Raw genomic sequence first — 22,161 nt, 5'->3', positions numbered from 1 at the left:
AGAACTGGCTCAGGGACGTGAGTCGCGGATGCGGGTGAGCGCCTTGCGGACGACTTCGGGGTTGGTCGTCTCCCAGAACGGAGGCAGCGATGCGCGAAGGTAACCCGCGTATCTCGCCGTGGCCAGACGCGGATCGAGCACGGCCACCACGCCCTTGTCGTCGGTGCTTCGAAGCAGGCGACCCACGCCCTGTGCCAGGAGCAGCGCCGCGTGATTGGCCGAGACGCTGAGAAAGCCGTTACCGCCATGGGATTCGATGGCTTGTTGGCGAGCCATCAACAGTGGATCGTCCGGGCGCGGGAACGGAATCCGGTCCAAGATGACGAGGCTCAGCGATGGACCCGGAACATCGACGCCCTGCCACAGGGACAACGTGCCGAACAGTGACGTGGGTTCGTCCTTGGCGAAGGCCTTGACGAGGGTGCCGGTGGCGTCGTCGCCCTGGCACAGGATCGGGGTGTCGAGGCGTTCGCGCATCGCCTCCGACGCGGCTTTGGCGGCGCGCATCGAGGAGAACAAGCCGAGGGTGCGTCCGCCGGCGGCCTCGACGAGTTCGGCGATCTCGTCGAGATAGACCGGGGAGAGGCCGTCTCGGCCGGGCGTGGGCAGGTGGCGGGCAACGTAGATGATGCCGGCCTTTGCATGGTCGAAGGGCGACCCGACGTCGAGTGAGTTCCAGCGGAAAGCCGAAGCGTCAGAGGGTGCTTCGGTGCCGATGGCGGTACCCGAGTCGGGGCGCGCGGACGATTCCGCAGGAAGACCCCAGTTGACGGCGAGACCGTCGAACGATCCGCCGACGGTCAGTGTCGCGGAAGTGAGAACGACGGTGGATTCGGCGAACAGTCGCGAGCGCAGCAATCCGCCGACCGAGAGCGGAGCCATCCGGACGGAGCGCCGCACCGATCCGCGGAACTCGTCCGAGGACAGCCAGACGACGTCCTTGCGCTTGGCCGGGTCGGGTTCGTCGAAAGCGGTGAGAATACGCACGGCACTGTCGTGGACGTCGTCGACGGACGAGAGTGCGGCGTTGCGGGCCGCAGCGGCTTCGGGATCTGCAGCAGCCATACCCGGTTTGGCCGGACCGATAGCGGTGCGCAGCGACCAGGCCGCGTCGCGGATCGCAGCCAGTGCGGGTGCCGCCCCGTCCGGGAGGCCTTCCCATCGACCTGGGCGCAATTCCTCGAGGAGCCCAGCCCACCCCTCGCCGGCAGCTTCGAGGCGATCGGCATCCTGCTCTTCGGCGATCTTGCCGCAACGCCGGGCCGCGGCACTGATCGAGGCGGCAGTGAGATCGGCCGTGGCGACGCCGGTGACGCGGTCGACCAACTCGTGGGCCTCGTCGATCACCACGACGTCGTGGTCAGGCAGGATCTGGATGCCGGTGATGGCGTCGATCGCGAGCAGTGCGTGGTTGGTGACCACTACGTCGGCCTTCGACGCCTCGACTCGGGCGCGCTCGGCGAAGCAGTCCTCACCGACCGGGCACTGGTTCTTACCGATGCATTCGCGGGAGGTGACACTGACCTGCCGCCACGCCTGATCGGATACGCCCGGCACCAATTCGTCCCGATCACCGGTTTCGGTGTCGGAGGACCATTCGGTGAGGCGGACGACCTCCCGGCCGAGACGCGAGACCGTGAACGGATCGAACAACTCGTCCTCGGGCGGCTGCTCGGACGCGCCGGTATGGATCTTGTTCATGCACAGGTAGTTGTTGCGGCCCTTGAGGATTGCGAACTCAGCGCGTCGGCCGAGTGGCTTCTTCAGGGCATCGGCGAGCCGAGGCAGATCTCGGTCGACGAGCTGACGCTGCAGCGCGATGGTGGCGGTGGACACGACCACGGTGCGTCCCGATTCGACCGCGTGGCGCAGGCTCGGAACGAGGTAGGCGAGCGACTTACCGGTACCGGTGCCGGCCTGGACGGCCAGATGCTCGCCGGTGTCGATCGAGTGCGCCACGGCGGACGCCATCGTCAGCTGACTGGTTCGTTCGGCACCGCCGAGCGACCGCACCGCTGTCTGGAGCAGTTCGGGAACGTTCGGGAGTTGATCGGCCACCCACGAAGGTTAATGGATCCCTACGTCAGAAACGTCCACGGATGATTCCCGGGGTAGTTCCCCGGCATTCGAGTCTTCTTCCGACGAGGCCTCGTCTCGCCCGATCAGCTGCACTCCCGCCTCCCGCATCTGCACCAATGCCGACTCGATCGTGGCGGTCGACACACCAGCGGTGAAGGGGAGAAGGACAGTCGTGGCGAACCCCGCGCGCGCGGCATCGACGGCCGTGGCCTTGACACAGTGATCCGTGGCAATTCCGATCACGTCGACGTCGGTGATCTCGTGGGCGCGGAGCCAGTCCTCGAGCGTCGTTCCGTCCTCGGCTGCTCCTTCGAAACCGGAGTAGGCCGCGCTGTAGGCGCCCTTGGAGAAGATCGCCGACCCGGCGACGGAAGCGTCGAACGCCGGATGGAACTCGGCGCCGGCTGTCCCGACGACGCAGTGAACCGGCCAGCTGTCGATGAAGTCGGGATTCTCGGAGAAGTGCGCCCCAGGGTCGATGTGGAAATCGCGAGTCGCGACTACGGCGTCGTACTCGTGGGAGTTGACGAAATCGTTGACGGCTCCCGCAACCGCAGCACCGCCGTCGACTGCAAGAGCGCCACCTTCGCAGAAATCGTTCTGAACGTCGACAATTATCAGTGCTTTTGCGCTCACTGGTGCTCACCTCCGGTGAATCGAACGGGCACAGCCGAGTCTCCGCGCGAGAGCTTGAGGCCTTCCCACGGCAGGCTCACGAGCCCTGCCTTCAGAACCGCTCTGCTCTCTTCGAGCGTCGGCGCGCTGTCGACGACCTTGCCTTCGCGAACCAGCGGGATCAGCAGTTCGGTCGCTCCGTCCGCCTCGGAGACAGGTGACGGTGATCCGGCGGGGTAGATGACTTCTTCGACGATCGTGCCGGTCGGACGCACTACGCGCAGTGCCTTCTTGGCGCCGCCGCGAGATGCCTTGTTGGTGCTTCTCTTCTCGACCGCGATTCCGTCGACCTCGACAAGTTTGTAGACCATGCCGGCGGTGGGGGCGCCTGATCCGGTGACCAGGGAAGTGCCGACGCCGTACGAGTCGACGGGTTCGGCGCGCAGAGCCGCGATCGCGTACTCGTCCAGGTCGCCGGAGACGACGATGCGTGTCTTGGTAGCACCGAGATCGTCGAGTTGTTGGCGTACCTGACGAGCAAGAACGCCGAGATCGCCGGAGTCGATGCGAACCCCGCCCAGCTCGGGACCGGCAACGGCGACAGCCGTTTTCACACCCTCGGTGATGTCATAGGTATCGACGAGCAACGTGGTGGATACGCCGAGTGCCGCGACCTGACCGCGGAATGCCGCTGCCTCGTCCGGACCGTCTTCGGTGGTGTGCAGGAGCGTGAAGGCGTGCGCGCTGGTACCTGCACTGGGTACGTCGTGACGCCGCGCAGCTTCGAGGTTGGAGGTGGCGTCGAAGCCGGCGAGATACGCGGCACGTGAAGCGGCGACGGCGGCCTGTTCGTGTGTACGACGCGAGCCCATCTCGATCATCCGTCGACCGCCCGCTGCGCTCACCATGCGGGCTGCGGCCGAAGCGATCGCGCTGTCGTGGTTGAGGATCGAGAGAATCAAGGTTTCGAGGATGACGCACTCGGCGAACGTTCCGCGGACCGAGAGGATCGGTGATCCGGGGAAGTAGAAATCTCCCTCGCGGTAGCCGTCGATGTCACCGGAGAATCGATAGTTGCGCAGCCACTCGACGGTCGTGTCGTCGAGAAATTTTGCAACGATCGCCAGTTCAGGTTCACCGAACCGGAACTGCTCGAGTGCGTCGAGAAGGCGCTCGGTACCGGCGACGACGCCGTAGCGACGGCCGTCTGGCAGCCGCCGTGCAAATACCTCGAAACTGCAGTTGCGGAAGGCAGATCCGTCGGCGAGAGCCGCCGAGAGCATGGTCAGTTCGTACTGATCGGTGAGCAGTGCGGTGCTGGCACCGGCGTCGCGGATGTCGGAAATTTGCGTAGGCACGCACACAACTCTATGCGCGAGACGACGTGGGTGGGTGTTGTCGCCTCTCGTCGCGCCGTACCCTGGATACATGGTTTTCGGCGGCGCGACCGTGTCCGGCACTTACTCGGCGAACGTAACGATGAGAGGCGCTACGGCTTCCTCTCCTCAAGCCACGCCCGAGCAGTCGGAGGCTGTTTCGACCATCGAAGCCGCAGATCGGCCCTGGGTGACCATCGTCTGGGACGACCCGGTCAATCTCATGCATTACGTGACTTACGTGTTCCAGAAGTTGTTCGGCTACAGCAAAGCCAAGGCCACCGACCTGATGATGCAGGTCCATTCGGAGGGCAAGGCCGTGGTCTCGAGCGGTTCGCGCGACAAGATGGAGGCCGATGTTCGTCGCCTCCACGCTGCCGGTCTCTGGGCCACGATGCAACGCGAAGACACCTGAGAAAAGCACTTTTTCGACCGATTTGTTCGCCTAACTCGTAGACGGGAGTCCGACGCGTGCGGACGTGGAGTAGGAAGAGTTCACTCGGCGGAGTGAAGTTCAAGTCCGAGATGGACGGCCACGAGGCGGCGGTTCTGCGCTCGCTCGTGGAGTCGGTGACCGGGCTTCTCGACGAGCGCGCGTCTTCGGCGCCGCAAGACGAGCTCGCCGCGCTGACGGGTCTTCGTACCGGAAATTCGGAGACGCCCGACAATCCGGTGTTGGCGCGTTTGCTTCCCGACTTCCAGCGCACCGATCCGGACAAGGTCGCTCCGGACAGTGACGATCTCGACGACGCCGGCGCCAATGTCAACGGCGCGCTGCGCAGTTTGCACGAACCCGAGATCATCGACGCCAAGCGTGAGTCCGCTCGCATGTTGTTGGCTTCGCTTCCGGAGGCCGGCGGCAAGGTCGTTCTCACGCAGGAACAGGCCGACGCCTGGCTGTCCTCGCTCAACGACGTCCGTCTCGCGCTCGGAACCAATCTCGGCATCGACGCCGACACCCCGGAGAGCCTCGAACCCGACGACCCGCGAGCCCCGCATCTCGACGTCTATCACTGGTTGACGTGGATGCAGGACTCCCTCGTCCAGGCGCTCATGCCATGACCACAACGCGGACCGGGCCCACTGATTCACTGACAGATGTCGCCGGCCTCGCCGTCGGTCATCACCACAAGCTCGACGAGGGAGCCACTCTCGGAAGCGGCGCAGCCACCGGCTGCACGGTCGTGCTCGCGTCGGCCGGTGTGGTCGCCGGAGTCGACGTCCGGGGCGGCGGTCCGGGTACCCGCGAGACCGATCTGCTCGACCCGAGCCATTCGGTCCAGCAGGTCAATGCCGTGCTGTTGACCGGCGGTAGTGCCTACGGACTTGCCGCGGCCGACGGAGTGATGCGCTGGCTCGAGGAACACGATCACGGGATCGCGATGGGCGCTCCCGGCCAGGTGGTACCGATCGTGCCCGGCGCCGTGATCTTCGATCTGCCGGTGGGGGACTGGACCGTTCGTCCGACCGGCGATTTCGGATTCCTCGCTGCCGACACTGCTTCGCGCGAATTCGCCACGGGCACGGTCGGCGCGGGGGTAGGTGCCAGAGCCGGAGCGCTCAAGGGTGGGGTGGGAACGGCCAGCGTCGTGATCGCCGACGGCCCCGCCGAGGGGACGACGGTCTCCGCCTTGATCGTGGCGAATCCGGTGGGTTCGGTCTTCGACCCCAGAACAGGCCTGCCGTGGGGCGTCGGCTCGGACGGCGCGGAGTCGTTCGGCCTCAGGCTCCCCGACGCGTCCGAACTCGCGTCGGCCAACGCCGTTGCAGCCAAGGGAACCGTCCTCAACACCACGATCGGTGTGGTCGCCACTGACGCCGCCTTGACGAAAGCCGGGTGCCGACGCGTCGCCGTCGCAGGTCATGACGGCCTGGCCCGAGCAATTCGGCCCGCACATTCGCCGCTCGACGGCGACACGATCTTTGCGCTCGCCACCGGTGATCACACTCCGAATTCGGAGATCACGGTTCCGGACGCTTTCCCGAACGATCTGCCGATACTCGACGCGGTGTGCGCGGCTTCGGCCCAGGTGGTCGAACGTGCGATCGTCACAGCGATTCTCGACGCCACGTCGGTAGCCGGAATCCCGAGTTACCGCGAACTCTTCCCGTCCGCATTTCTCTAGGCAGCACTCCTGGAATCGGCGGTAATCTCGAATTGAGCCTGGTCGCGAGTGACCGGATCAGAAAACCGGATCGACGGTGGAGGACGCACACGATGACGATGGATTTCAACAGTCCGGACTTCGGCACCCGGACGCCGGCACCGAAATCCGGTCCGCCCTCGGTGTGGAAGCAGTCGGCCGTGTTGGTGGGCGGCTTCGCGATCCTGCTCTACGTGATCGAGATCGTGGATGTCATCTCCGGTCAGAATGTCCAGAACGCCGGCGTCACCCCGCGCACGCTCGACGGCCTGTGGGGAATCCTGTTCGCCCCGGTGCTGCACGACGACTGGGGTCATCTGATCGCCAACACCATTCCGGTGCTGATCCTCGGATACCTCGTGCTGGTGTCGGGAATTGCGCGGGGACTCGCGGCGACCGGCATCATCTGGGTGATCGGCGGCGTCGGGACCTGGTTGTTCGCCGGCTCGAACTCGAATCACGTCGGTGCGTCCCTGCTGATCTTCGGCTGGGTCACCTACCTGCTGGTGCGCGGGTTCTTCACGCGGAGCTTCACACAGATCCTGATCGGCGTTGCCGTCTTCGTCGTGTACGGCGGAGTGCTGTGGGGCGTTCTGCCGAGCGATCCACGGGTTTCCTGGCAAGGACATCTGTTCGGAGCGATCGGCGGCGTGGTGGCCGCCTGGGCGCTCACGTCGGGGGAGAGGGCCAAGCGCGCCGGGTCGGCGCCGGCCGTTCGACCACCGAGTTTCTGAACGGACGTGGGTCACACCCTCACTGCGGTGTGACTTCGACGCGCCAAAACCACCAAGAGCTTTTTCCCAGACGGGTAGACGTGGCAGCATGACCGGTATGCGCATGACCGTCCTGGGGTGTTCCGGCAGCGTCACGGGTCCGGATTCACCGGCTTCGGGATACCTGCTCACGGCACCGGGAACTCCGCCGCTCGTGATCGACTTCGGCCCGGGAGTTCTTGGGGCGTTGCAGCGATACGCCGATCCGGGCGAGGTGACGATCCTGCTTTCGCACCTTCATGCGGACCACTGTCTCGACATGCCCGGCCTGCTCGTCTGGCGTCGCTATCACCCCAACCCGCCGGTCGGCCGGGCTCTGGTTTACGGCCCCACCGACACCGCGTGCCGCATCGGAGTGTCCTCCGCCGAGTGCGCCGGCGAGATGGACGACATCTCCGACACCATCGACGTCCGGCTCTGGGCCGAGAACGAGCCGGTGACGTTCGGTGAACTGAGCGTCGTCGCCCGCCGGATGAATCATCCACCCGAGGCTTACGGTTTCCGGATCACCGGCGCCGACGGCCGCGTCCTCGTCTATACAGGCGACACCGGTATGTGCGACAACGTCGTCGAACTCGCGCGTGGTGCAGACGTGTTGCTCTCCGAAGCGTCGTGGACCGACAGTCCGGATCGCCCCGAGGGAGTTCACCTCTCCGGTAAGGAAGCCGGCCGTGTGGCTGCCCTCGCCGGCGTCAAGGAACTTCTCCTCACGCACATCCCGCCGTGGACATCGCGTGAAGACGTGATCGCCGAAGCGAAATCCGAATTCTCCGGACCGGTCCATGCCGTCTCCGCCGGAAGTGTCTACGACATCTGATTCCCCTCACATTCGGTGCAGCGCTCACCGGGCGACCGCTAGGCTCACGAAGGTGACTACACGAGAAGACGGTAGGGCGGACGACGAGCTCCGCACGGTCAAGATCACCCGCGGGTTCACCAGTCATCCGGCCGGATCCGTTCTGGTCGAGTTCGGGAACACTCGCGTCATGTGCACGGCCAGCGTCGAAGAGGGTGTACCCCGCTGGCGCAAGGGCTCCGGCTTGGGTTGGCTGACAGCCGAATACGCGATGCTTCCCGCCGCCACGCACACACGCAGTGGCCGCGAATCGGTCAAGGGCAAGGTCGGCGGCCGCACGCAGGAGATCAGTCGACTCATCGGCCGATCACTTCGAGCGTGCATCGATCTCGCGGCGATCGGTGAGAACACCATCGCCCTCGACTGTGATGTCCTCCAAGCCGACGGTGGCACTCGCACCGCGGCAGTGACGGGGGCATACGTGGCCCTGGTCGACGCCGTGACGTACCTGCGCGCAGCCGACCTGCTCTCCGACCCACAGCCCATCTCGTGTGGCATAGCGGCCGTCAGCGTCGGCGTCGTGGACGGACGAGTGCGTCTCGACCTTCCGTACGAAGAGGATTCGCGTGCCGAGGTCGACATGAATGTCGTGGCCACCGATACCGGCACGCTGGTGGAAATTCAGGGAACCGGTGAGGGCGCCACCTTCCCACGCTCGACGCTGGACAAGCTGCTCGACTCCGCTCTGGCTGGTTGTGAGCAACTTTTCGAGATCCAGCGTCAAGCGTTGGCCGAGCCTTATCCCGGGGTGCTACCCGAACCGAAGAATCCGGAACCCAAGAAGAAGTTCGGTGCCTGAGCTGTGAGCGTACGAGTATTGGTTGCCAGCCGAAATGCCAAGAAGCTGAAGGAACTTCACCGGGTGCTCGACGCCGCTGGAGTGAACGGAATCGAACTGGTCGGGCTCGACGAGGTCCCGCCGTTCCCCGAAGCCCCCGAGACCGGAGCGACGTTCGAGGAGAATGCGCTCGCCAAAGCGCGTGACGGAGCAGCTGCAACCGGAATGCCCTGCATCGCAGACGATTCCGGTGTCGAGATCGACGCACTCAACGGTATGCCGGGTGTGCTGTCCGCGCGGTGGTCGGGTACTCACGGAAACGACGGCGCCAACACGGCTCTGGTCCTGGCTCAGCTGGGAGACGTGCCGGACGAGCGTCGAGGCGCGGCGTTCGTCTCCGCCTGTGCACTGGTGATCCCCGGCGGCGACGAGACCGTCGTGCGCGGCGAATGGCGCGGGGTGATCGGCCGCGAACCAGCCGGCGACGGCGGCTTTGGATACGACCCCATCTTCCGTCCGGACGGCGACACCCGCTCGGCCGCAGAACTCACCCCGGCCGAGAAGGATGCGGCGTCACATCGAGGGCGCGCGCTCGTACAGCTCGTTCCGGCTCTGGCGACACTGGCCGGCTGAACCGAATCCGAAAAGTAGAGCCCTGAACGCGTCTGCGTTCAGGGCTCTACTTTTCGGAACACTCAGAGCTGGTAAGCCTGCTTCACCTGGGCGGTTCGCTTGTGCTCGAACACGAACGACAGGAACGGGATCGTGCCGGCGAGCGCGGTGGCAACCGTCGTACCGGGCTTCCACCGGGCCTTGATCGCCAAGTCGATCGTGAATACGAGATAGAGCATGTAGAACAGGCCGTGGATCTGGCCGATGTAGAACAACCACGACGGTGCGTCCGCCGAATTGTCGAGAATCAGGTACTTGTAGACCATCTCACCGGTCAGGAACAGCAGCCAGAGGCCGGTGATCCAGGCGAGAACGCGGTATCGGACCAGCGCCGACGCAACCTTCTTCTGCTTTTCTGCGTTGACTGCGGGGGTAGCGATGCTCGCTTCCGAACCGGTACTCACGTCGTGCTCCTATCGGACTCGCGAGCGGCGAGCTGCGCAAGGTAGTCGTTGTATTCCAGCATTTGGCGGGCTTCAGGGTCGTCGACGTCGAGGTTCACATCGTCGAACTCGGCCCGCGGGCGTTGCGGCAAGAGGTCGGCGGGAATCTCACGCGGCTCAGCGGCGGCTTCCTCGGCTTCGGCCTCTTCGGGGTCCACGTCTTCGAGCTGAACGAACTTGCGATACGCGTACACGACAAACGCCGCGAACAGCGGCCACTGGAACGCGTACCCGAGATTCTGTCCCGAGCCTCCGACGGCTTCGAAGCGCTCCCACTGCCACCAGCCGAGCGCGAGGCAGCCGGCAGCTGACACGATGACCAGCAGAATCAGCGCAGGTCGGCGTTTAGTAGCGTTCTTGGACACACTAAGACGGTACCTGAGAGCTATAGTGCCTCGCCCTGCGATCTCCGACACGGTGTCGTAGAAGCCGTGCCACGGCGTGTCGTAGAAGCCGTGCCACGGCGTGTCGTAGAGGCCGTCCCGCAGCACCTGTGCGCTATGCCCATCCTCACCCGCAACGCCAGGGCACTGAACACATTCTCCCGGCTGTGCTGCATCGATAACCTCGGCGCGTATCCGAAAGCAGGGGAGTGTTTCATGCACATCAGAGTGATTCGCCCGGTCATCGACACCACACTGACTCCGGCGGTGACAGCCGAGGTGGAGCACTGGGCGGCGCCCGGTACGACGGTCGACGTCGTGTCACTGCTCTCTGGCACGGCGAGCATCGAGTCCGAGTACGACGAGGCACTTGCCGGCCCCGGGATCGTGCAGCGGGTCGAGGAGGCGGCAGCCGACGGCGTCGACGGTGTGTTCATCACGTGTTTCGCCGATCCCGGAGTGCATGCCGCCCGAGAGGTCATCGACGCTCCGGTGGTCGGCGGCTTCGAGCCGTCATTTCTGACAGCGATGAGTCTGGGCGATCGCGTCGGTGTCGTGACCATCCTGCCGAATGTCGTGCCGATGCTCCGATCGCTCACTCGGCGGTATGGGCTGGACAATCGGCTGGGCAGTATTCGAGTCGTGGACATGCCGGTGCTGGGCCTCACCGATCGGGAGGAACTGATCGATCGACTGGCCGCTCAGGCGTCTGCGGCAGTGGAGAACGGCGAGGCCGACACCGTCGTTCTCGGTTGCACCGGGATGCTCGGTGTGACCAGTGCGGTCCGAGACAGGCTGCATGGCAGAGGGATTCACGTTCCGGTTGTGGATCCGACGGCCTCGGCGATCACCTGGTTGGAGAGCTCGGTCCGTCTGGGGCTGACACCGAGTCGGACGACGTACATGACTCCACCGGTCAAGGATCGAAAGCGCTGACCTTGCTCACGAGAACCGAAAAAGCCCCGCCGGATCAGATCCGGCGGGGCTCTTCGTTGTGCGCGAGGGGGGACTTGAACCCCCACGTCCTGAGACACTGGAACCTAAATCCAGCGCGTCTGCCAATTCCGCCACTCGCGCGCGGAATTCAAAGGATACGCGAGTGGAATCGCTCGCGGGCACACCACCCTGGTCGGGATGCGCCCGCCCGCTCTCAGGCCGTTTCGGCGAGTGGATCCGCTGCGGGCGGCATGGTGGATTTCTTCGACCGGCGAGGTTGCTCGGCCGTGCGTTGATACCGCCACGCAGCGTGGGTGAGCGTTTGAACATCGACATCGAGATGTTCGGCAACCGCAACGAGCAACTCGGCTGCGTCGGTGCTCGACAACAATTCCTCACCACTGCTTGCTTCGGTGGCGAACCGTGCAAGTAGATCTATCGAAGTTACCGTCAACTTCCCGGACAGGAACACCAGCGTCTCGAAGGTCCTGGGGCCGAGCCCCGGAACGGAGACAACTGCCGAACGGAGGCTTTCGGTGTCCTCGACGTCGGCACTGGACCTGCAACCGGATTCGACGAGCGCCTTGGCCGCGCGAGCCGCACCCTCGGCTTTGGTGAAGTAGTTGCCCGGCACGCGCTGGCGATTGCCGAGAATCGTTGCGAGCTCGTCGCCACGGTCGGTGAAGGCGGCGAGAGCGGGCAAGCTGTCGAGGCGATCGTCGGCGGCTACCGAGCGGTGTGTGCGCCAACGGTCGACGACGGCGCGGACTCCGGTCTTCGGTGTTCCATAGGCGGCGCGCGACGAGAAGATCGCATCGAGAAGGGCGGCTTCGGACTCGCGCGGCCATCCCTGATTCCAATGCGGCCACGCCTCGCGCGGAAGCTCGGCGCCGATGAATTCGGCCGCTCTGACTACGTCTGTGTCTTTCATGATTTCTCCCCCCGAGAAGTTGTCCGGTGTGGACGCGCTGAACGTAGCGAGGGAGTCCGACAGATTGTGGCCCGGAACGCACGGGATCGACCGTCCGTCAAGGAGGTCACGAATTGGTAACAATAAATATGAGGGGTTCCTCAGGTTTCTGAAAATCCCGGTAACAGTCCCAGGCAGGGCGTTCGCGACCTACTCGCGAGTCACTTTCTCGAAGTCTCGTGAGGAAGATCACGGCCCCGAAAGTCCAGATTTCCAGGGTGCCGACAAACGTGAGGAAATCCTCATGATTCTGTGTAAACCTTGTCTTGCACGAACGCCCTGACTCCGTCGATTCTCTCGACGAATTCGCGAGCACTTCAGCCGGGCAGCACACCGCAAATCCCACCTCGCCGCAGAGGTGACCAGGAGAGGACGTACGCGTGACGATCGATGACACGACACCTACAGGAAACGGACGCGACTCGAAGGGTGGACGCCGTTTCGGCGTCGATGGGGGACAGTCCCGCACGACCAGCAAAGGTGCCCTCGTCGATTCGCTGAACAACGGCGTTTCCTACGCAATCGCTTTCGGTGGACAGGGCGCTCCCTGGCTCACCTCGCTCGAGGAGCTCAGCCGTGACAACGGCCTGGAGCCCGTTCTGACCGATCTGGTCAATGACGCAGCCGCACGCCTCGCGCCCGTCGCACAGGATCTCCTCGTGGTTCGCCCGGTCGGATTCGATCCGATCGCGTGGATGCTCGAAGCCGAGATCGTCGACGAAGAAGAAGGTGAGAAGTCGGCCGGGCCTTCCGCTGCCGCGCTCACCGCAGCTCCGGTGTCACTCCCCGGCGTCTTCCTCACGCAGCTTGCGGCGTTGCGTGCACTCTCCGCTCAGGGTCTGGATGTAGCCGGTAACCCGCCGGCTGCCGTCATCGGCCACTCGCAGGGCCTTCTGGCCACGGCTGCCGTAGCCGCGCAGGGCAACGACGACGGTGAACTCCTCGCCGTCGCACAGCTCGTCGGTGCTGCTGCCAGCTTGGTCGGCCGTCGCCGCGGCGTCATCGCCGGCGCCTCCGCGAAGCCGATGGTTGCGGTCTCGGGCGTCGATCCCGAGCGTCTCGCCGCCGTCGTCGCCGAGCTTGCCGAGGGTGTGGCGCCTGAGCGCGCGGCTGTCCTCGCCATCCGCAACGGCCGTCGCCGCGTCGTTCTCGCCGGGCCGCCCGCTCAGCTGGCACGCGTGCAAGAGCGTTGCGAGCAGATCGAAGCCGAGGAAGCCCGCGAGCGTGAGGGTAAGAAGCGTGGCGGTTCCGTCTTTGCGCCGTCCTTCGATCCGCTCGACACCGAAATCGGCTTCCATCACCCCGCATTGACCGAGGCCGTCGAACTCGTCGGCAGCTGGGCGACCCGTTGCGGTCTCGACGCGGACCGTGCGCGCGAACTTGCGCAGGGTGTCCTCGTCGATCCGGTCGACTGGGTCGAGGCTGTCGACGGCGCAATCTCCGCCGGCGCCAAGTGGATTCTCGATCTCGGACCCAGCGATCAGCTGACCCGTATGACGTCCTCTTCGCTGCGTGGACAGGGCATCGGCATCATTGCCGCAGCCACCCGCGGCGGACACCGCAATCTGCTCACACCCGGTGCAGCACCTGAGGTCTCACGTTCGTGGTCCGAGTTCGCGCCGAAGCCCGTTGCGCTTCCCGGCGGCCGTATCGGCGTCGAGACCGCGTTCACGAAGCTGACCGGTCGTTCACCCATCCTGCTCGCAGGTATGACGCCGACGACGGTCGACGCCAAGATCGTTGCCGCGGCAGCCAATGCCGGTCACTGGGCCGAGCTTGCCGGTGGCGGGCAGGTCACCGAAGAAATCTTCGAAGACCGTGTCGCAGAGCTGAAGATGCTGCTCGAGCCGGGCCGCGCGGTCCAGTTCAACTCCCTGTTCCTCGACCCGTACTTGTGGAAGCTGCAACTCGGTGGCAAGCGCCTCGTGCAGCGTGCCCGTACCGCCGGTGCTCCCATCGACGGCGTCATCGTCACCGCCGGTATCCCGGAACTCGAAGAGGCTGTTGCTCTCATCGACGAGTTGTCCGAGATCGGCATCACCAACATTGCATTCAAGCCCGGCACCGTGGCGCAGATCCGCTCCGTGATCCGCATCGCCAACGAGGTTCCGAACTTCCCGGTCATCGTCCACATCGAAGGCGGCCGCGCCGGCGGACACCACTCGTGGGAAGACCTCGACGACCTGCTCCTCGACACGTACGCCGAGCTGCGTACACGCCCGAACCTGGTCATCTGCGTCGGTGGCGGCATCGGAACACCCGAGCGCGCAGCCGATTACCTGACCGGTCGCTGGTCTGCCGCAGCCGGTTTCCCGGCCATGCCCGTCGACGGCATCCTGGTCGGCACCGCAGCCATGGCGACTCTCGAGGCCACCACCTCTCCCGAGGTCAAGCAGCTCCTCGTCGACACTCCCGGTACGCCGGACTGGGTCGGTGCAGGTACCGCTGAAGGCGGAATGGCCTCCGGCCGTAGCCAGCTCGGTGCCGACATCCACGAGATCGACAACGCGGCTTCGCGTACCGGTCGCCTCCTCGACGAGGTTGCCGGCGATTCCGAGGCAGTGGCCGAGCGCCGCGACGAGATCATCGCCGCCCTCGACGTCACCGCCAAGCCGTACTTCGGCGACGTCGAGACCATGACGTACGCACAGTGGCTGCGCCGCTACCTCGAGCTGACCGTCGGCATCGACGCGGCGAAGGAATTCGACTGCGGCGCCGATCTTCAGGACGCCATCGTCGAGGCGACGTCGAGCCCGTGGCTCGACATCACCTGGCGTGCTCGCTTCGGCGAGATGCTCCAGCGCACCGAGGCGCGTCTGCACCCGGTCGACCGCGGCCCGATCCCCACGCTGTTCGCTGACGCCGAGACCCTCGAGCGCCCCGAGGCTGCAATCTGCGCACTGCAGGCGTCGTACCCGGACTACTCGACCACCGTTCTGCATCCCGCAGACGTCTCGTTCTTCATCTCGTTGTGCAAGACGCCGGGCAAGCCGGTCAACTTCGTTCCCGTCGTCGACGGTGACGTGCGTCGTTGGTGGCGCAGCGACTCCCTGTGGCAGGCACACGACCCCCGCTACACCGCCGATCAGGTTTGCGTCATCCCCGGCACCGTTGCCGTCGCTGGCATCACCCGTGTCGACGAGCCGGTCGGTGACCTGCTCGATCGCTTCGAGAAGGCGACCTACGACGAATTGGTTGCTGCCGGAACCACTCCGGTTGCACTCGCGAGCCGTCGCCACCAGGATTCCGCACCCGGACTTCTCGACGCCGTTCTCTCGGCTCCTGACCTCCAGTGGGCCGGCCGCCTGACCCAGAACCCCGTCCGTCGTCTCGGCGACCTCGACGAGTGGAGTGCAGAGTCTGCCGACAAGGCAGTTCACGGCACCACCGGTTCCAGTCTGACCGTCGTCGATTCCTCGCACGTGCTGCTTTCGGTTCCGTTGGTGGCAGGCAAGTCGGTCGACATCACGATCACGATCCCCGAGTCCGTCGTCGACGGCGGCGCTCCGGTTGTCACCGAAGCCGATGCCGAAGGTGCGATGTCCGCGCTCCTGGCAGTTGCTGCCGGACAGGAACTTCCGACAGTCAAGAACGGCAAGGCTCGCCTCAACGTCGCGTGGGTTCCCGATCGCATCGCCGATCACGCCGGTGTCACCGGTTCGGGTCTGCCCGCCACGCTCAGTGTCAGCGGCAAGGCTGTTCCGGACGTCGTCGTCGGAGCATGCTGGCCTGCAGTGTTCGCAGTCCTCGGCGCAGCCAAGCTCGATAGTCTTTCCGTTATCGAAGGCATGCTCGACCTGGTCCACCTCGACCACACCGTCGACTTCGTCGGTGAGCTTCCCTCCGAGACAAGCATTCTCGTGGTCAATGCCGAGGTCGCCTCGGTTCTCGACACCGACCTCGGTCGTGTCGTCGAGGTCAAGGTCGAGGTCGGTGCCATGCTCGGCGAGGGCCTCGACGCCCCCGCAGTCGTCACCATGACCGAGCGTTTCGCGATCCGCGGACGCACCGGTGCAGGCGAACTCGCCGACCCGGCTCGCGCCGGTGGATCGATCAGCGATGCGGCTGTCGACACCTCGCGTCGTCGTCGCCGTGACGCGAAGATCCTCGCTCCGGTCAGCATGGGCGCCTTCGCTCAGGTTTCCGGTGACCACAACCCGATTCACACCTCCGACAACGCCGCTCTGCTGGCCGGCCTCGGAACCCCGATCGTGCACGGCATGTGGCTCTCCGCCGCAGCGCAGCAGGTAGTCACCGCAGTCGACCCGGCCGAGACCCGCGTCCCGCCGCGCCGCCTGACCGCCTGGACAGCTCGCTTCCTCGGGATGGTTCGACCCGGCGCCGAGATCGACGTCCGTGTCGATCGTGTCGGTATCGACCAGGGCGCGGAAATCGTCGAGGTCGGCTGCCGCATCGACGGTGAACTGGTCATGGTCGCCACCGGCCGCACTGCCGCACCGAAGACCGTCTACGCCTTCCCCGGCCAGGGCATTCAGCGCCCGGGCATGGGCCTCGACGCTCGCGCACGCTCCAAGGCCGCCCGCGACGTCTGGGAGCGCGCGGACAAGCACACTCGTAAGGCGCTCGGATTCTCGATTCTCGCTGTCGTGCGAGACAACCCGGTGACCGTCAAGGCCCGTGGTGTCGAGCACAGGCATCCCGACGGTGTCCTGCACCTGACTCAGTTCACCCAGGTGGCCATGGCCGTTCTCGGTGTTGCCCAGGTTGCCGAGCTGCGCGAGTCCGGAACCTTCATCGAGGATTCGCTTCTGGCCGGTCACTCTGTCGGTGAGTACAACGCACTCGCCGCTGTCGCCGAGGTCTTCCCGCTCGAAGCGCTTCTCGAGGTCGTCTTCCAGCGTGGCTCGGCCATGCATCAGCTCGTTCCCCGCGACGAAGCCGGACGCTCCGACTACCGCATGGCCGCTATCCGCCCGTCGCAGATCGGTGTTTCCGACGACGACGTGCAGGGCTTCGTCGCCGGTGTCGCCGAGACCTCCGGTGAGTTCCTCGAAATCGTCAACCTGAACCTGCGCGGCAGCCAGTACGCCATTGCCGGTTCGGTAGCCGGTCTCGACGCACTCGAGGTCGAAATCGATCGTCGCCGAGCAGAATTCGGTGGCAAGCGGGCATACATCCAGGTTCCCGGCATCGACGTGCCGTTCCACTCCACCGTCCTTCGCGGTGGCGTGGCGGACTTCCGCGTGTGCCTGCAGGACTTGCTCCCGCACGACATCGACCCGGACATCCTGATCGGCCGCTACATCCCGAACCTGGTTCCGAAGCCGTTCTCGCTGCGTCGTGACTTCGTTCAGGAAATCGCCGACTTGGTGCCGTCCGAGCCGCTGCAGGAAGTCCTCGCAGACTTCGACAGCTACGCAACGCGCACTCACGAGTTGTCCCGCATCATCCTGATCGAGCTGCTGGCTTGGCAGTTCGCCAGCCCGGTCCGTTGGATCGAGACGCAGGACCTGCTCTTCGGTGACGAGTCCGAAGGAGGGCTCGGGGTCGAACGCTTCGTCGAGATCGGTCTCGGCGCTGCCCCGACCGTCGCGAACCTCGCGTCGCAGACCCTCAAGCTGCCGGGCCGCTTCGGCTACCCGGTCGAGGTTCTCAACGTCGAGCGCGAAGCTGCGATCGTCTACGGCACCGACGTCGACCCCGCTGTCGATGACGACGACGAGATCGAAGCGCCTGCCGCGCAGGCTGCTCCGGCCGCCGCGGCCGCTGCTCCGGTTGCCGCTGCCGCGCCGGCTGCACCTTCGGGTGGACCGCGTCCGGACGACCTCACCTTCAAGGCGCCCGACGCCACGAAGGTCCTGATCAGCCTGTGGACCAAGCTCCGTCCCGATCAGGTCGGCCCCGCGGACACGATCGAGGCACTGTGCGACGGCGTTTCCTCGCGTCGCAACCAGCTTCTGGTCGACCTCGGCTCCGAGCTCTCCCTCGGTGCCATCGACGGGGCCGCAGACGCCGACATGGGCTCCCTGGGGGCAACCGTCGACAAGCTCGCCCGTACGTACAAGCCGTTCGGACCGGTGCTCTCCGATTCGATCAACGATCACCTGCGTAAGGTCTTCGGCCCCTCGGGCAAGCGTCCCGGCTACATCGCCGACCGCGTCAAGAAGGTCTGGGAACTGGGCGACGGCTGGGCACACCACGTCACCGCAGCAGTGGCTCTCGGTACTCGTGACGGCGCCAGCATCCGCGGCGGCGACCTCGGTGGCCTGAGCTCCGGCGCACTGGCCGACGCGGCAGCAGTGGACGCAGTCATCGACAGCGCAGTTGCCTCGGTCGGGTCTGCTCGTGGAGTCAGCGTCTCGTTGCCCGCTACCGGCGGCGGAAGCGGCGGAACTGTCGACGCAGCTGCTCTGGGTGAGTTCACCGAGAACATCACCGGTCGCAACGGCGTTCTGGCCTCGGCCGCACGCCTGGTACTCGAGCAGCTCGGACTGAACGAAGAAACGGCAGTCGCGACGGTCGAGGACACCGAACTGGTCGACCTGGTCTCGGCTGAACTCGGCTCCGACTGGCCGCGTCTGGTTGCTCCGGCATTCGACGCGCAGAAGGCCGTTCTGCTCGACGACCGCTGGGCAAGTGCGCGTGAGGATCTCGCTCGCATTTGGCTCGGTGACACCGCGTTGTCGGTCGAGAACTTCATCGGTGCCGGCTCCACCGTCGCCGCACAGGCGAAGTGGTGGGCCACCCGTGCAACCGACGAAGGCCGCACCGCACTCGCCGAGGTCTACACCCGCATCGCTGATGCGGCTGCTGCGGCAGAATCCGACGCACCCGAGTGGGCAGGCGAGGTCGCAGTAGTGACGGGCGCCAGCAAGGGTTCCATCGCGGCAGCGGTCACGGGCAAGCTCCTTGCCGGTGGCGCAACGGTATTCGTGACCACCTCGCGACTCGACGGTCAGCGTCTGGGCTTCTACCGCGACCTGTACCGCGAGAACGCTCGCGCCGGTGCAGCCCTCTGGGTGGTTCCCGCGAACATGGCGTCGTACACCGACGTCGACGCGCTGATCGACTGGATCGGCAACGAGGCCACCGAGAACGCAGGCGGCGCAAAGAAGCTCATCAAGCCGGCCATGACGCCGACGATGCTCTTCCCGTTCGCAGCTCCCCGTGTCGGCGGCGAACTCTCCGACGCCGGCGCTCGCGCCGAAATGGAAATGCGCGTGCTGCTCTGGTCGGTGGAGCGCCTCATCGGCGGTCTGTCGAAGATCGGTTACGACAGCGATGTCGACACGCACCTGCACGTGGTGCTGCCCGGTTCGCCGAACCGCGGAACGTTCGGCGGCGACGGTGCATACGGTGAGGCCAAGGCTTCGCTGATCGCCGTGGTCAACCGCTGGAAGGCCGAGCGCAACTGGGCCGAGCGGGTCACGTTGGCACACGCGGTCATCGGTTGGGTTCGCGGAACCGGACTCATGGGTCACAACGATCCGATCGTCGACGCGGTCGAAGCTGCGGGCGTCCGCACCTGGTCCACCCAGGAGATGGCGACCCAACTGCTGAAGACGGCAACCCGCGAGTCGCGGCGCGCTGCAGCCGAGGCCCCGCTCGAGGTCGACCTGACCGGCGGACTGTCCGAGGCCAACCTGGATCTGGGTGCTTTGGCCAAGGAAGCTGCCGAGGTTGCCGAGATCGCCGAAGCTGTCGACGAAGCAGTGGACGAGTCCAGCATCCTGGCGCTGCCCGCGCCGGCTCGCATCGACGACTCGGTCAAGGCTCCGAGCTGGCCCGAACTGGACGTCACCCCCGCGGACCTCGTGGTCATCGTGGGTGCCGGAGAGCTCGGACCCTACGGTTCCTCGCGTACCCGCTTCGAGATGGAGGTCGACGAGCAGCTCTCTGCCGCAGGCGTTCTCGAATTGGCGTGGAACACCGGACTCATCGTCTGGGAGAACGACCCCAAGCCGGGCTGGTACGACGTCGAATCCGGTGACCTGGTACCCGAGGCGGAAATCGCCGACAAGTACCACGACGCAGTCGTCGAGCGTTGCGGCATCCGTCGCTACGTCGACGAGGGCGCGATGATCGACAACACCGCTCCGCTGCTCACCTCCGTGTTCCTGGACAAGGATCTGAGCTTCGTGGTCGGCAGTGAGGCAGAGGCTCAGGCCTTCGTCGAATCCGATCCGGAGAACACGACGGCGACGGTTTCCGCCGAGTCCGGAGACTGGACGGTCACCCGCCGCGCAGGCACCGAGATCCGCGTCCCGCGCAAGATGAAGCTGACTCGTAGTGTGGGCGGTCAGATTCCGACCAACTTCGACGTCACCAAGTGGGGCATCCCCGCCGACATGGCAGATTCGGTCGACCGCGTCGGCCTCTGGAACATCGTCGCAACGGTGGACGCCTTCCTCACCGGCGGCTTCACTCCGAGCGAACTGCTCCGCTGGGTACACCCGAGCCTGGTCGCCAACACGCAGGGCACCGGCATGGGCGGCATGACCTCCATGAGGAGCCTGTACATCGACACGCTGCTCGGCGAGAACCGTCCGAACGACATCCTGCAGGAAGCGCTGCCGAACGTCATTGCAGCGCACGTCGTTCAGTCGTACGTCGGCGGTTACGGCGCGATGGTTCACCCCGTCGCCGCCTGCGCCACGGCAGCGGTATCCGTCGAAGAAGGCGTCGACAAGATCCGACTCGGCAAGGCGCAGTTGGTTGTTGCCGGCGGGTTCGACGATCTGAGCACGGAAGGCATCATCGGCTTCGGCGACATGTCGGCCACTGCCAAGACCGAGGACATGCATGCCAAGGGCATCGAGGATCGCCGCTTCTCGCGGGCCAACGATCGTCGCCGCGGCGGATTCGTCGAGTCGGCCGGTGGCGGAACGATTCTCCTCGCTCGCGGTGACCTGGCACTCGAGATGGGTCTTCCCGTCCTCGGTGTGGTCGCCTGGGCCGGATCGTTCGCCGACGGTGTCCACACCTCGATCCCGGCACCGGGACTCGGAGCACTGGGCGCCGGACGTGGGGGAGCGGATTCGCAGCTTGCACTCTCGCTCAACGCTCTCGGCGTGAGCGCCGACGACATCGCCGTGATCTCCAAGCACGACACCTCCACTGCCGCCAACGATCCCAACGAGGCGGAGCTGCACGAGCGCCTCGCCGGGGCATTGGGACGCAGTGAAGGCGCGCCGATGTTCGTGGTCTCGCAGAAGAGCCTGACCGGTCACGCCAAGGGTGGTGCCGCAGCCTTCCAGCTGATCGGGCTCTGCCAGGTACTGAGCCAGGGCATCGTCCCGCCGAACCGCAGCCTCGACTGCGTCGACGACAAGATGGCCGAGTTCGAGCACCTCGTGTGGGCACGTCAGCCGCTCAAGTTCGGTGAGCATCTTCCGCTGCGTGCCGGCCTGCTGACCAGCCTCGGCTTCGGTCACGTCTCCGGACTGATCGCAGTCGTGCACCCGCAGGCATTCGTCGAGTCGGTTCCGGCCGACAAGCGTGACGCCTATGTTGCTGCGGCCCAGCAGCGGACGATCGACGGTCAGCGTCGCCTCGCGAAGGCGATGTGCGGTGGCGACAGCCTCTACGAGCGCCCGGCGGATCGTCGCCTCGGTGCCGACGGAACGCCGGCCAAGGCGTCGCGTCAGCTCGAAGCGGACATGCTGCTGAGCGAGGACGCACGACTCGGCGCAGACCAGGTGTACCGCTCGAATCTGCCCGGCTGCAAGTAGTAGTCACGGTATGGGAGTTCTGGGTATCGGTTTCGACCTCGTGACGGTGTCGGAGTTCGCCGAGCAATTGAACAGGCCGGGAACGGCAATGCTCGACAACTTCACACCGGGCGAGCGTCGAGACGCCGCTACCCGGAGCTCCGAACCGGCACGACATTTCGCCGCCCGGTGGGCTGCGAAGGAAGCAGTGATCAAGGCATGGTCCACTGCTCTCTTCGCCGGCCCACCGGTGCTGGGGGAAATGATCCACAATCAGATCGAGGTCGTCTCGGACGCCTGGGGGCGCCCCGGCATCCGGCTTCGCGGTGACGTGGCCAAACACCTGACCGGAGTGAAGATTCATATTTCGCTCACGCACGACGGGGACATGGCGGGCGCTTTCGCGGTCATCGAATCCGACCCGGAGTAGCACTGCCGGACACGAAAGAGCCGGTCTCCCAAGGG

The 22,161-nt window shown here is 65.5% G+C and carries 16 protein-coding genes and 1 tRNA gene; 10 read left to right on the top strand and 7 right to left on the bottom strand.

Annotated features, from left to right (window positions below; genetic code table 11):
- Positions 1-9 precede the first annotated feature (9 nt).
- The 3 genes from AC1Q61_RS09025 to AC1Q61_RS09015 are packed head-to-tail and all read right to left on the bottom strand — an operon-like array spanning position 10 to position 4,052.
- Complete coding sequence (locus tag AC1Q61_RS09025) at positions 10-2,058, bottom strand: ATP-dependent DNA helicase (protein WP_118604319.1); 2,049 nt, start codon at positions 2,056-2,058, stop codon at positions 10-12.
- A gap of 9 nt (positions 2,059-2,067) precedes the next feature.
- The gene (locus AC1Q61_RS09020; protein ID WP_042925786.1) at positions 2,068-2,715 is read right to left on the bottom strand and encodes a nicotinamidase; all 648 of its coding nucleotides are present in this window, start codon (positions 2,713-2,715) and stop codon (positions 2,068-2,070) included.
- A complete protein-coding gene (locus AC1Q61_RS09015) occupies positions 2,712-4,052 on the bottom strand; it encodes a nicotinate phosphoribosyltransferase (protein ID WP_030537905.1) in 1,341 nt (446 codons plus the stop codon). Before AC1Q61_RS09015 ends, AC1Q61_RS09020 begins: the two co-directional genes overlap by 4 nt.
- Positions 4,053-4,173: 121 nt before the next feature.
- On the opposite strand from AC1Q61_RS09015, the gene clpS reads away from it, so the two are divergent.
- From clpS to rdgB, 7 genes are all read left to right on the top strand, one after another.
- A complete protein-coding gene (clpS, locus tag AC1Q61_RS09010; RefSeq protein WP_118604334.1) occupies positions 4,174-4,485 on the top strand; it encodes an ATP-dependent Clp protease adapter ClpS in 312 nt (103 codons plus the stop codon).
- Between the two features lie 56 nt (positions 4,486-4,541).
- Positions 4,542-5,132, top strand: coding sequence for an oxidative stress transcriptional regulator AosR (gene aosR / locus AC1Q61_RS09005; protein ID WP_003945318.1), 591 nt, complete (start codon positions 4,542-4,544; stop codon positions 5,130-5,132).
- Positions 5,129-6,196 carry a P1 family peptidase gene (locus AC1Q61_RS09000; RefSeq protein WP_007733272.1) on the top strand — a complete coding sequence of 356 codons (1,068 nt, stop codon included), beginning with the start codon at positions 5,129-5,131 and terminating at the stop codon, positions 6,194-6,196. Before aosR ends, AC1Q61_RS09000 begins: the two co-directional genes overlap by 4 nt.
- 92 nt (positions 6,197-6,288) lie before the next feature.
- The gene (locus AC1Q61_RS08995; protein WP_454835125.1) at positions 6,289-6,948 is read left to right on the top strand and encodes a rhomboid family intramembrane serine protease; all 660 of its coding nucleotides are present in this window, start codon (positions 6,289-6,291) and stop codon (positions 6,946-6,948) included.
- Between the two features lie 97 nt (positions 6,949-7,045).
- The gene (locus AC1Q61_RS08990; RefSeq protein ID WP_007733274.1) at positions 7,046-7,804 is read left to right on the top strand and encodes a cyclic nucleotide-degrading phosphodiesterase; all 759 of its coding nucleotides are present in this window, start codon (positions 7,046-7,048) and stop codon (positions 7,802-7,804) included.
- A 52-nt stretch (positions 7,805-7,856) separates the two neighbouring features.
- A complete protein-coding gene (gene rph, locus AC1Q61_RS08985; protein WP_003945332.1) occupies positions 7,857-8,642 on the top strand; it encodes a ribonuclease PH in 786 nt (261 codons plus the stop codon).
- Between the two features lie 3 nt (positions 8,643-8,645).
- Positions 8,646-9,254 (top strand): RdgB/HAM1 family non-canonical purine NTP pyrophosphatase, encoded by a 609-nt coding sequence (rdgB, locus tag AC1Q61_RS08980; protein WP_070160890.1) that lies wholly within the window; start codon positions 8,646-8,648, stop codon positions 9,252-9,254.
- A 62-nt stretch (positions 9,255-9,316) separates the two neighbouring features.
- Here the strand turns inward: rdgB and AC1Q61_RS08975 are convergent, their stop codons facing one another.
- Together AC1Q61_RS08975 and AC1Q61_RS08970 are read right to left on the bottom strand one after the other, a co-directional pair.
- Positions 9,317-9,697, bottom strand: coding sequence for a DUF3817 domain-containing protein (locus AC1Q61_RS08975; protein WP_003945334.1), 381 nt, complete (start codon positions 9,695-9,697; stop codon positions 9,317-9,319).
- Positions 9,694-10,101 carry a hypothetical protein gene (locus tag AC1Q61_RS08970; RefSeq protein WP_020970031.1) on the bottom strand — a complete coding sequence of 136 codons (408 nt, stop codon included), beginning with the start codon at positions 10,099-10,101 and terminating at the stop codon, positions 9,694-9,696. Before AC1Q61_RS08970 ends, AC1Q61_RS08975 begins: the two co-directional genes overlap by 4 nt.
- A gap of 234 nt (positions 10,102-10,335) precedes the next feature.
- Between AC1Q61_RS08970 and AC1Q61_RS08965 the strand changes: the two genes are divergently transcribed.
- Positions 10,336-11,055 (top strand): aspartate/glutamate racemase family protein, encoded by a 720-nt coding sequence (locus AC1Q61_RS08965; RefSeq protein WP_118604316.1) that lies wholly within the window; start codon positions 10,336-10,338, stop codon positions 11,053-11,055.
- 59 nt (positions 11,056-11,114) lie between these two features.
- Here AC1Q61_RS08965 and AC1Q61_RS08960 read toward each other — a convergent pair.
- Together AC1Q61_RS08960 and AC1Q61_RS08955 are read right to left on the bottom strand one after the other, a co-directional pair.
- Positions 11,115-11,196: transfer RNA gene (locus AC1Q61_RS08960), tRNA-Leu, on the bottom strand.
- A 73-nt stretch (positions 11,197-11,269) separates the two neighbouring features.
- Entirely contained in the window at positions 11,270-11,986 is a 717-nt protein-coding gene (locus AC1Q61_RS08955; RefSeq protein WP_042925794.1) for a DUF8548 family protein, read from the bottom strand.
- 419 nt (positions 11,987-12,405) lie between these two features.
- Here AC1Q61_RS08955 and AC1Q61_RS08950 point away from each other — a divergent pair, with 419 nt between their 5' ends.
- Positions 12,406-21,717 carry a type I polyketide synthase gene (locus AC1Q61_RS08950; RefSeq protein WP_065456253.1) on the top strand — a complete coding sequence of 3,104 codons (9,312 nt, stop codon included), beginning with the start codon at positions 12,406-12,408 and terminating at the stop codon, positions 21,715-21,717.
- A 10-nt stretch (positions 21,718-21,727) separates the two neighbouring features.
- The gene (acpS, locus tag AC1Q61_RS08945) at positions 21,728-22,126 is read left to right on the top strand and encodes a holo-ACP synthase AcpS (protein ID WP_003945362.1); all 399 of its coding nucleotides are present in this window, start codon (positions 21,728-21,730) and stop codon (positions 22,124-22,126) included.
- The last annotated feature ends 35 nt before the right edge of the window (positions 22,127-22,161 follow it).

The sequence above is a fragment of the Rhodococcus sp. MPR-R1B genome (genome assembly GCF_058793255.1).
The sequence above is the reverse complement of the archived record's forward strand: the minus strand, read 5'-3'. Positions and strand labels throughout refer to the sequence as shown.

Excerpts from the sequence above, each read along its gene's own strand:
- AC1Q61_RS08965 (WP_118604316.1), top strand. The coding sequence starts at position 10,336 with ATGCACATCAGAGTGATTCGCCCGGTCATCGACACCACACTGACTCCG.
- AC1Q61_RS08995 (WP_454835125.1), top strand. The coding sequence starts at position 6,289 with ATGACGATGGATTTCAACAGTCCGGACTTCGGCACCCGGACGCCGGCA.
- AC1Q61_RS09000 (WP_007733272.1), top strand. The coding sequence starts at position 5,129 with ATGACCACAACGCGGACCGGGCCCACTGATTCACTGACAGATGTCGCC.
- AC1Q61_RS08990 (WP_007733274.1), top strand. The coding sequence starts at position 7,046 with ATGCGCATGACCGTCCTGGGGTGTTCCGGCAGCGTCACGGGTCCGGAT.
- clpS (WP_118604334.1), top strand. The coding sequence starts at position 4,174 with ATGAGAGGCGCTACGGCTTCCTCTCCTCAAGCCACGCCCGAGCAGTCG.
- AC1Q61_RS08955 (WP_042925794.1), bottom strand. The coding sequence starts at position 11,986 with ATGAAAGACACAGACGTAGTCAGAGCGGCCGAATTCATCGGCGCCGAG.
- acpS (WP_003945362.1), top strand. The coding sequence starts at position 21,728 with ATGGGAGTTCTGGGTATCGGTTTCGACCTCGTGACGGTGTCGGAGTTC.